Origin of the sequence: Cupriavidus sp. UBA2010, from assembly GCF_002335265.1 — a bacterium.
In the GTDB taxonomy this organism is placed as follows: domain Bacteria; phylum Pseudomonadota; class Gammaproteobacteria; order Burkholderiales; family Burkholderiaceae; genus Cupriavidus; species Cupriavidus metallidurans.
In genome coordinates, this window is record NZ_DDCI01000017.1 from 80622 (window position 1) to 90585 (window position 9964).

Annotated in this window: 8 protein-coding genes; 4 read left to right on the top strand and 4 right to left on the bottom strand. The window is 65.2% G+C overall.

The genetic code is table 11. From position 1 onward, the window contains the following. Nucleotides 1-24: 24 nt before the first annotated feature. The gene (locus tag B2246_RS13025) at nucleotides 25-786 is read right to left on the bottom strand and encodes a ChbG/HpnK family deacetylase (RefSeq protein ID WP_008647826.1); all 762 of its coding nucleotides are present in this window, start codon (nucleotides 784-786) and stop codon (nucleotides 25-27) included. Between the two features lie 337 nt (nucleotides 787-1123). Between B2246_RS13025 and B2246_RS13030 the strand changes: the two genes are divergently transcribed. The 3 genes from B2246_RS13030 to B2246_RS13040 are packed head-to-tail and all read left to right on the top strand — an operon-like array spanning nucleotide 1124 to nucleotide 4956. Next, complete coding sequence (locus B2246_RS13030; protein ID WP_008647828.1) at nucleotides 1124-2212, top strand: polysaccharide biosynthesis/export family protein; 1089 nt, start codon at nucleotides 1124-1126, stop codon at nucleotides 2210-2212. 3 nt (nucleotides 2213-2215) lie between these two features. Then, nucleotides 2216-2710, top strand: a complete 495-nt coding sequence (locus tag B2246_RS13035; RefSeq protein WP_017510949.1) for a low molecular weight protein-tyrosine-phosphatase — start codon at nucleotides 2216-2218, stop codon at nucleotides 2708-2710. Beyond that, nucleotides 2710-4956: a polysaccharide biosynthesis tyrosine autokinase gene (locus B2246_RS13040; protein ID WP_035882964.1), complete on the top strand. Its 2247-nt coding sequence runs from the start codon at nucleotides 2710-2712 to the stop codon at nucleotides 4954-4956. Before B2246_RS13035 ends, B2246_RS13040 begins: the two co-directional genes overlap by 1 nt. 81 nt (nucleotides 4957-5037) lie before the next feature. Here the strand turns inward: B2246_RS13040 and B2246_RS13045 are convergent, their stop codons facing one another. Next, on the bottom strand, nucleotides 5038-6240 hold the full coding sequence (locus B2246_RS13045; RefSeq protein ID WP_008650007.1) for a glycosyltransferase family 87 protein: 1203 nt from the start codon (nucleotides 6238-6240) through the stop codon (nucleotides 5038-5040). A gap of 164 nt (nucleotides 6241-6404) precedes the next feature. Between B2246_RS13045 and B2246_RS13050 the strand changes: the two genes are divergently transcribed. Then, complete coding sequence (locus B2246_RS13050) at nucleotides 6405-7250, top strand: SDR family NAD(P)-dependent oxidoreductase (protein WP_008650008.1); 846 nt, start codon at nucleotides 6405-6407, stop codon at nucleotides 7248-7250. Between the two features lie 20 nt (nucleotides 7251-7270). Here B2246_RS13050 and B2246_RS13055 read toward each other — a convergent pair whose 3' ends face one another. Further along, nucleotides 7271-8881, bottom strand: coding sequence for a hypothetical protein (locus B2246_RS13055; RefSeq protein ID WP_286882444.1), 1611 nt, complete (start codon nucleotides 8879-8881; stop codon nucleotides 7271-7273). A 51-nt stretch (nucleotides 8882-8932) separates the two neighbouring features. Next, on the bottom strand, nucleotides 8933-9964 hold a 1032-nt coding region (locus tag B2246_RS13060; protein ID WP_349676972.1), incomplete at its 5' end, for an alpha/beta fold hydrolase.

Consider the following 9964-nt stretch of genomic DNA (forward strand, 5'->3'; position numbering starts at 1 on the left):
CGGCATTGGCGGGTCAGATATCGGTCAGATGTCGTGATAGCGCATCAACACGACCCCGGCCTGCCTGAACGCGGTGGCAAGGGGCGTCGGATGCATCAGCGGCTCACCTTCTTCCCGGCGCCATGGCTCGGCGAATCCCGGGTGCACCGACATCTCGGTCACGCCTTCTGGCAGCATGGCCGGCAACCGCAGCGCCCATCCCTGCTGACGCGTATCCGCGCCCACGTAGAAGTCCGGGCTGCGCAGGCCGTTGAAGTGGCGCAGCAGCATCACGTTCATCGCGCCGCGCATGTGGTTCTTCAGGAAGTAGCAGTTCTGCGGCGGCCGAACACGCTCGATGCCGGCGCGCAGCATTTCGTCGCGCAGCACCCGCATGACGGCGGGGTACTTGTGCAGATGGCCATGCCCATCGACGTGCGACACGTTCACGCCGTGATCGCGCAGTTCGTCGAGCTGGAGCCGGAACTCGCGCCGGATATCGGCGGCGTCGATCAGGCCCGCCATCGCGCGGGCGCGCTGGATCTTCGGCGGGAACAGCGAGCCGTCCTTGCGGCACAGCGTGGAGGACGCGCCATGCGGGCGCCGCCCCTCCACGATATTGAAGTGCAGCCCGAACGAGAACCGGCTGTGATTGTCTCGCGCGTACTGGCACGCGCTTGCTGTCGCCGGGCTGCCCGCCAGGATCGTCGCGCTGGTCAGCAGCCCAGCGTCGAAGCAGGCAACGGTGGCCTGAAACGTATCGTCGTCATAGCCGAAATCGTCGGCGTTGATGATCACGCCCTTCATGCTTCCCCCTCCTTGTTTTTGGTGCGGCAAGAATGCGCCGACGGGCCGGATGCGCGGCCAGTGGTGCGAACGATACGCGGCACGTCAAGGGGCCTTCCGTGCGCCGCGCAACACATCGGCACGACAAGGGCCATTGGGGCAGTCCTTCGGACGTCAATGTGGTGAAACGCACCGATAGCGCACATTGCAGGCTCCTACGATGCACGTAAATGCGCGGGACTGCGATGTCCGCGCTCGTTTCAACGACTGCGGAGAGGATGCCGTGAAGAGATGCCCTGACCACGCCACCTGCAGGCAGGATGCCGGATCGTTTCATACGCTGGGAGCCACGCTTGCCATGGCCTGCGCGGCGCTGCTGCTGAGCGCGTGCGCAGTGTCTCCGGGGATGCAGTTCAGCTCCAGTGCGCCGGTCAATGCGGTGAGCCCGAACGCGATGCCTGATGTCACACCCATCACGCTCGACCTTGTGCACGAACAGCAGGCGCACTCCAAGCCGACCAATGCCGGCGTGGAAGACCTGTACGGCACGCCGACGCCTTACCGTATCGGTCCGGGCGACATCATCTCGGTCGTGGTCTGGGATCACCCCGAACTCGTGTTCCCGACGCAGACGTACAGCATCGGCGCGGCCTTCGAGATTCCGACGTCGAGCGGTGGCTCCAACATGCCTGGCTACGTGGTCAGCCCCGCGGGCGATATCCAGTTTCCCTACGCCGGGGTCATGCGGGTGGCGGGCAAGACCGCCAACGAAGTGCGCGACGAGATGGCGCGCATTCTGTCGCGCGTGGTGCGTGACCCGCAGATGACCGTGCGCGTGCTCGGCTTCCGCAGCCAGCGCGTCTACGTGGATGGGGAGGTCAAGACCCCGGGGATGCTGGCCATCGACGATGCGCCAATGACGTTGGTCGAGGCGCTGAACCGCGCCGGCGGCGTGCTTAACCTGACTGGCGACAACAGCCGCGTCCGTGTCACGCGTGGTGAACGCAGCTGGTACGTCAACATTCCGGCCCTGCTGGCCAAGGGTACCGACCCAGCGCGGATTCTGCTGCAATCGGGCGACATCGTTCGCGTGGAGCAACGCGAAGACAGCAAGATCTTCGTGACAGGCGAGGTGGTCAAGCCCTCGTCGCTGCTGATGCGTAACGGCCGCATGACGCTGAACGAAGCGCTGGGCGATGCCGGTGGCGTGAATCCGTCGTCGGCCAACGCCGAACAGATCTTCGTGATTCGCCGGGCCACCGACGGCAAGCCGAAGGTGTACCACCTCGACGGCACATCGCCGGTGGCATTGGCCATCGCCGAGAGCTTCGAGCTCGAACCCAAGGACGTGGTCTACGTGGATGCGCGTGACCTCGTGCGCTGGAGCCGTGTGATGACGCTGCTGATCCAGCCGGTCGTTGGCACGGCCACCATTGTCAAGCCATAAGACATGGAAGTCATGAGAGAGGAAAAGGAAGCAGCATTCATCCGGTCGATCCTCGTGGTGTGTATCGGCAACCGGTGCCGCAGCCCGATGGCGGCGGCACTGCTTGGCCGCGCGCTGCCGCAGTGCCGCGTGCTGTCAGCGGGCCTGGCACCCCCGGTAGGCGCCGCGGCCGATCCGCGCGCGGTGCGCCTGCTGGCGGTGGAGGGCAGCGATCTGACCGACCACCGCGCGCGCGCCGTGAGCGCCGCGCTCGTCGCCGGCGCGGACCTCGTGCTGGTCATGGATGAAGAGCAACGCGACGCGCTGGAGGACATGTACCCCCAGGCGCGCGGCAAGACCTATCGCCTGTGCGAACAGGAACAAACAGACGTGCCAGATCCGTTCAGCGGATCGATGAGCATGTTCGTCATCGCGCTTGGGCTGATCAAGATGGGGGTTGAATCCTGGTCGGCAAGAATTCATGCGGCAGAACCGGCACACCGCCACGGAGGGGCATGATGAGTAACGTAAGGCAATTTCGAGAGCCCTCGCCAGAGCCATGGGAGGAAAGCGACAACGCCGTCGACATGACGTCCTATGTCGATGTGCTGATTCGCTATCGCTGGACCTTCCTCGTCGTCGCGGGGACGATCCTCGGCGTCGGCCTGTTGTACGCGCTGATGGCCCGCCCGATCTACCGCGCCGACATCATGGTCCAGGTGGAGGAATCCAACCCGACCAATAACGCGAGCAAGCTGATCGCCAGCATTTCGCCGGGGCTCGACGTGAAACCAGCAGCCACGGCTGAGATGGAACTGCTGCGCTCACGCGCGGTGGTGGGCAAGGCAGTGGAAACGCTGCGTCTCGACATCGACGCCAAGCCACGCTATTTCCCGCTTATCGGCGCATCGATTGCCAGCTACAACAAGGAACTGTCGAAGCCCGGGTTGTTCGGCTTTGGCGGGTTCGCCTGGGGCAGCGAGTCGATCGTGGTCGACCGGCTCGACGTGCCCGAGCAGATGGAAGACCGCCGCATGGTAGTGACCGCGCTGGGCGACGGCAAGTACCGGCTCGAGTTCGCCAGCAGCGAGAAATCCGCCGAAGGCACGGTCGGCCAGCCGCTGACGGTGGCCACGGACAGCGGCACCGTCTCGATCGACATCAGCCAGCTGGACGCACACGCCGGCACCCAGTTCCGCGTGCGCCGCGTGCCGCGCGCCACCGCCATCGCCAACCTGCAGGACCAGTTGATGATCGGCGAGCGCGGCAAGCAGAGCGGCGTGATCGGCGTGGCGCTGGAGGACACATCGGCCGTCACTGCCGCCGCCATCCTGAACGAGATCGCCACCGAGTACGTGGACCAGAACCTGCGCCGCAAGGCCGCGGAAGCCGAGAAGTCGGTGAACTTCCTCGAAAGTCAGCTGCCGCAGCTCAAGCAGCAGATGGAAACCTCCGAGGCGCGTTACAACGCGATGCGCAACCAGCGCGGCACGATCGACCTCAGCGAGGAGTCGAAGCTGATCCTGGCGCAGTCGGTGCAGATCCAGGGCAAGCTGCAGGAACTGCGTCAGAAGCGCCAGGAACTGATCGTGCGCTTTACCGCGAATCACCCCACGATCGAAATCCTGGACAGCCAGATCGCAGGCCTGACCGCGCAGCTCAACGGTGTCTCCGGCAAGATCCAGAAGCTGCCGGACGTGGAGCAGGACGTGGTGCGCCTGATGCGCGATGTGAAGGTCAACACGGAGCTTTACCAGTCCTTGCTCAATGACGTGCAGCAACTGCGGCTGCTGAAGGCCAGCAAGGTCGGCACGGCACGCCTGATCGACGCCGCCGACGTGCCGATCAAGCCGGTGCGTCCGAACCGGATGCTGGTCACGGGCGTATCGGTGGCGATGGCTGTCGTCATGGGACTGCTCGCGGTCGGGGTACGCCGCGTCTTCGATGGCGGCATCACCGACGCCGAGGAGATCGAGACGCAATGCGGCATGACCGTCTACGCCACGATTCCCATGAGTCCGAACCAGGCCCGCCTGGCACGCAACAAGGAGAGCGGCGGCGATGTGCTGGCAATCGACCAGCCGGACGATCCGGCCATCGAAAGCCTGCGCGCGTTCCGCACGGCATTGCAGTTCGCACTGCTCTCCGCGCAGCGCAACAACGTCGTGGTCTTCACCGGCCCGTCGCCCGAGGCCGGCAAGTCGTTTGTCAGCGTCAACTTCGCCGTGGTCGCGGCCGCCGCCGGGCGCAAGGTGATTCTGGTCGACAGCGACCTGCGCCGTGGTCTGCTCAACGAGCGCTTCAAGGTGTCGCGCAAACCCGGCCTGACCGAGGCACTGACCGGCACGCGGCTCGACAAGGTCATCCAGCACGACGTCGCGCCCGGTGTGGACTTCATCGCGACCGGTGCGGAGCCGCCGCTTGCGGCGGACCTGCTGCAGAGCCCCGGCATGGACACGCTGCTCGCGGAGCTGCGTTCCCGCTATGACCTCGTGCTGATCGACACGCCTCCGGTGCTGGCGGCATCCGATGCCGGCATCCTGGCCCCGAAGGCCGGCGCGGTGTTCATGGTGGCTCGCGCTGACAAGACCACGACCGCCGAACTTACCGCCGCACGCCGCCTGGTGGAGCAGACAGGTGGCGAGATCAAGGGCGTGCTGTTCAATGGGCTCAAGATCGAAGGACGCTGGTACCGCTCGCATTACCACTTCGGCAAGTACCGCTACCTGAACCGCTACGGCCACGATCACGCCAAGCAGGCGTGAACCACGCCAGGAATGAAAAGGCCGCTTCTTCGCAAGCGGCCTTTTCTTTTCGCGCATCGCTACGCGCCTGCTGGCGGGTCGTCATGGCTGATAAGCGGGCGCGACTGCTGTCATCGCCAGATGCCGCCGGACCAGCATGACGAGCAAGGCGATCATGACGATGGGAAGCACGTTGAGATACTGGTGCAGGTACGCGGACAGCAGCGCCTGAGCCGGCGCCACCCAGGCCAAGGCGAAGACGATCCATTCCAGGGGCGACAGCGGCAACCTGTTGCCATCGCGCAGAAGAAAGGCCATCGGCAAGATAAGCCAGGCCAGGTCATAGAACATGACGTAGGGTTGCAGCAGCAGCGTGGCGAGGACGAACGAGGCCGCCCGTAGCTCGAATCTGGCGCGCTGCGCCCAGAGGAACGCCATCGCAAGAATCGCCGGTGCGGCGACGAGGCCGTGCAACAGGTAGGCGCCGTTGACAGAGAGGCCGATGCTGCGGCCCAGCGCGAAAGCGGTTGGCATCCCCGGCCACATCATGTTGCCGCCTTGCTCCACCGCCAGCGTGCCGAATTGCGGCAGAAACGCTGCAAACGCGCGCCATGCGTCCTGCCCGAGCACCACGACGCTGACGCCAACGAAAGCGACCGTGCAGAGCGCCGAGACGCCAAACACCTTCCAATGCCTGCCGCAGATGAGCGCCAGCGGAAACAGGATGCCGAATTGCGGCTTGATCGCCAGCACGGCGATGCATACCCCCGCAAGCGCCGCCTCGACTTCGAGCAGTGCCAGCGCCGCGCCGGCAGCAGCCATCGTGAACAGGGAGTTTTGACCAAGCCCGATGGCAATGGCAGCACCCGGGAACGCCAGCAGCAGCGACAGATACCCACGGTCGATACCGCGACAGATGCGCATCAGCACGGCGCCATAGACCAGCAGGCCGAGCACTGAATACAGGATAAGTGCCGCGCCAAAGGGCAGTTGCCCCAACGGCAAGACCGCCAGCAGGAACGTGGGCGGATACGGCCATGCCGAATAGTCGCTGAGCCCCAAGGCGCGTTCGATGGGCAGCATCCACTCCGGCGAGAATACCGAGGCCGCCCCATGTTCCACGGCGACCTTTGCTGCGGACCAGAAGATCGCGAAGTCGATGCCGAACATGGGAGCCGATTGGTCCCCAAGAACGTAGAACCGGACGATCCATATCCCCAGGACCAGAACCTGGATCGCGAGTGCCACCCCGGCATAGACCGTCAGGCGGCGCACGCCCGGGCGCTTCTCATGCATCGACGACATGGGCTCCCTCCTGAATGACTTTTCGCGGAGTCTACCTCTTCCAATATCGCGCAGGCAGGCCCCGATGCGGGGGCGTGTTTTCCCTGATGTCGGTCGAAATGGGTCGGTACCCAGCGCGCCCTACTCCATAATCTGGGCACAAATCATATAAGGGAGACAAGTCGATGACGCAATCCAATCAGGACAACCGCGGCGCGAAGATGCAACTCCAGGGCAAGGTCGCCGTCGTCACCGGCGCCGGCAGCGGGATCGGCCGCGCCGTGGCGCAGGCGCTGGCGCAGCGCGGCTGTCATCTGGCGCTGGCGGACCGCAATCAGGAAGGACTGGCCGAGACCGCCGCGCTGCCGGAACTGAACGGCGTGAAAGTCAGCCTCCACACCCTCGACGTGGCCGACCGCGACGCGGTGGCGGCCTTTCCGCAAACCGTGCTGGCCCACCACGATCGCATCGACCTCCTCGTCAACAATGCCGGCGTGGCGCTGGCCGGCAGCTTTGAACAGGTCAGCGAGACTGACTTCGACTGGGTCATGGCGATCAACTTCCATGGCGTGGTGCGCATGACGCGGGCTTTCCTCCCATTGCTGCATCGCAGCGACGACGCCCGCATCGTCAACATCTCCAGCCTGTTCGGCCTGATCTCGCCGCCGGGGCAGAGTGCCTACTCGGCCAGCAAGTTCGCCGTGCGCGGGTTCTCCAATGCACTGCGCCATGAACTGGCCGACAGCCGCGTCGGCGTCACCGTCGTCCACCCCGGCGGCATTGCCACATCCATTGCCCGGAATGCGCGCGTGTCCGCCGACATTCCGCAAGCGCAAATGCAGGAGCGGCTCGCGAACTCGCAGAAGATGCTGCGGATGCCGCCGCCGAAGGCCGCCGACATCATCGTGCGCGGTATCGAGAAGCGTAGCGCCCGCGTGCTGGTCGGCTCGGATGCGGTCGTGATGTCGTGGCTCGAAAGACTGTTCCCGGTACGCTACTGGAACCTGCTCGCCCGTCGCGCCAAGCTTTGAACGCGGCGGCGGACCGCCGCCTAGCCGATGTACTCGATCAGTGCCACAACCTCTGCGCTCGGGTCCGACCCGGGCGTGAGGGTCAGCGTGCAGCGCTGCCGCGTGTTGCAGCGGAAAGGCAGCCGTTCCTCGGCCGGCCCGCTTGCCTTGAATACAGACAGTTTGGTGGCATCGCCACTCACGACGGCGTAGCTCCCCCTGTCGCCCGCGGTATCGAAGACAACCCGCGTGACGACCGCATTGAGCGGCAGGATCGCCGTCGGCATGGACCCACGCTGGCCACGCGCCACCCTCAGCGCCATGATCTTGGTCCTGACGGCTGCCGATGCGGCCACGTGCCAGCCAATCTCGGCATCGGCGTACACGTTCGCCGCCCCCTTGCCACGGCAGCCTTCCAGCGTCACCACGCGACGATTGGCAGCGAGGTTGTTGGCCTCTGAGAACATCAACGCTTCGTCGGGATAGGTGTAGTTCACGAAGTCGCAGTTGCGATAGACCGCCCGCCCCTGCGCGGCCGGCGTGTTGCCCGAGACATACTGGTGGCGCCCCATGATCTGGCAGTTGTCGAACACGACTTGCGCGCCTGCCGTATTGCCCGGTGAAAACACCGCGGAGACGGTATCGGCCGCAAACGGGCGAAACCCCTGCGAGCCGAAATCGCACTCCCGAAAGCCGATATTGCCCTGCTCCCATTCGCACAGCATCAGGCCGGCGTTGCGTGACTTCTGTTCCACCCGCAAACCGTGGGCCTTGAACGAGCAGACACCCATTGCATGGTTGTTGCCGCGCAGATTGAACAGGTACGTCTGCGCCGACGGCTCGTAGCCGCTCACATCGCAGTCGGTCAGCTTGATATGGCCGCCGCGGCGCATGTCGATCCATGGGCTGGAGCACCAGTACCGGCAATGCTCGAACCAGTAGTTCAGGAACTGGTCGGACGTGTTTTTCTCGCCCACGTGCAGGAACGAATCCCACGTGCCGGCCCAGGTGCAGCGCCAGAATTTCCACTCGCTATTGCAGTTGTCGCCGGTCAGGTCAACGCCGTAGCGCCACGTTCCGGTGAACATGCAATCGTCGAAGGCATAGTCCTGCGCACCGCCGGAACTCACGCTCGTGATCAGGTCGCTCCTGGCGTCCATGCCGTGGAATTGCAGGTTGCGCAGCCGCACGCCCAGCGCCTTGTCCTGGTTGTTGAACAACGCGCCCGAGCCGTCGCGGCCCGGCTTGTAGAGGATGACAACGGTGCCCGGCGGGCCATCGCCCTCGATCGTGAAGCCGCATGTGCGGCTGGGAAACTGCCTGGCATTGAACAACACGCCGGGCCTGGTCAGCAGATAGGTACCGCGAGGCACGACGATTCGCGCGCCGCCGATATTGTTCGGGTTCTCGCCGAACGCCGGCGCATGCACCTGGCCGGCCACGGCTTGCAGCGCTGCGCGGAAAGCCTCATCCGAAGGCGATCTCCCGGTGCCATCCAGCCCCGGAAAGTCGGCAACGGACACCACCTTCTCAAAAGCGTCTGACCTCGGGTTGGCTGGAGCGCCCAGATCGCGCGCACCGGCGGCGGTGGCCACGCCCGCGCCGGTCAGGGCGCCAAGCGTGGTCAGAAAACTGCGTCGAAGATTGGGCATCGATGAGTTCCCGTTCCTGTTTGGGAAGCGTTGGTGCCTGCCCCGCGCGGTCTACGCCGCGCGCTGGGTCACTGGCGTGAGCGATATGGCTGCCTCGGGCGTATCCGACGTTTCGGAGCTGTCCATCGACATCCACCGGAGATGCTCGAGTAGTTGCTCGGCGAAGGCCTGTCGGCTCGCGTCGAGGAACAGTGAATGATCGAGCAGCGGCAAGGTGCGGAACTGGACATTGCGCAACCCCTGGATAGCCTCCAGGTGCTTGCCCAGGCCCAGTCGCAGTTCATGCAAACCCACGTCCGTGGCGCCGTACAGGAACATCGTCGGCACGCCACGCCGGTCCAGCTCCCGCACGGCGGCGGCGGCGAACTCGGGCATGGTCTGCTGCACGTCGTCGCGCCGCATCCGCCCGCCGGCAGCGGAAACATGGTCACGCACGCGCTGCCGTACCCTGCGCATCGTTGCCGACAAGAGGCGGCGCGCGTTGATCTCGCCACGGAACAGCCGTTGCCAGGTTTCCCACTGGCGTGCCGCAGCAAGGTAGACACGCATCGAGCGCAGGTGGTCGCCCACCGCCGCGTCATCGACCTCGTCCCAGCGAAACTTCACCAGGTTCACCAGCAGCAGCCCGCTGACGCCCGGGTTGCTCAGCGCGGCATACAGGCCCATGAACGCGCCGGAGCAGACGCCTGCAACCACGACGTTGCCATAGCCGTGCGCGCGTGCCCAATCCACAGCAGCCGCAAGGTCCGCGCGGGGCTTTATCGAATAGATCGCCGACACGCTCATCTTGCACGCCGGGGCAGGGCTGTCGCCCAGCGCCGATACGTCCAGCCGCAGCGCCGCCGTGCCTGCGCGTGCCAGCTGCCGCGAGACGTCCACGAACATGCGGCCGTCGCCGATATGATGATTGCCGCCGGTGTTCGGAAAGATCACGACCGTGTTTGCCTGTCTGGCGTTGGCCTCGGCAGGCACGCAGAGGATGCCGAACATCCGTGCTTCGTCCAGCCATACCGGGTGTTCCACGACGCCGTCCATGCCCTCGCCCGCCAGCGCGTCGCCAGCACTGTTGGCACTGTTGGCACT

Excerpts from the sequence above, each read along its gene's own strand:
- B2246_RS13030 (WP_008647828.1), top strand. The coding sequence starts at position 1,124 with ATGGCCTGCGCGGCGCTGCTGCTGAGCGCGTGCGCAGTGTCTCCGGGG.
- B2246_RS13035 (WP_017510949.1), top strand. The coding sequence starts at position 2,216 with ATGGAAGTCATGAGAGAGGAAAAGGAAGCAGCATTCATCCGGTCGATC.
- B2246_RS13045 (WP_008650007.1), bottom strand. The coding sequence starts at position 6,240 with ATGTCGTCGATGCATGAGAAGCGCCCGGGCGTGCGCCGCCTGACGGTC.
- B2246_RS13025 (WP_008647826.1), bottom strand. The coding sequence starts at position 786 with ATGAAGGGCGTGATCATCAACGCCGACGATTTCGGCTATGACGACGAT.
- B2246_RS13055 (WP_286882444.1), bottom strand. The coding sequence starts at position 8,881 with ATGCCCAATCTTCGACGCAGTTTTCTGACCACGCTTGGCGCCCTGACC.
- B2246_RS13050 (WP_008650008.1), top strand. The coding sequence starts at position 6,405 with ATGACGCAATCCAATCAGGACAACCGCGGCGCGAAGATGCAACTCCAG.
- B2246_RS13040 (WP_035882964.1), top strand. The coding sequence starts at position 2,710 with ATGAGTAACGTAAGGCAATTTCGAGAGCCCTCGCCAGAGCCATGGGAG.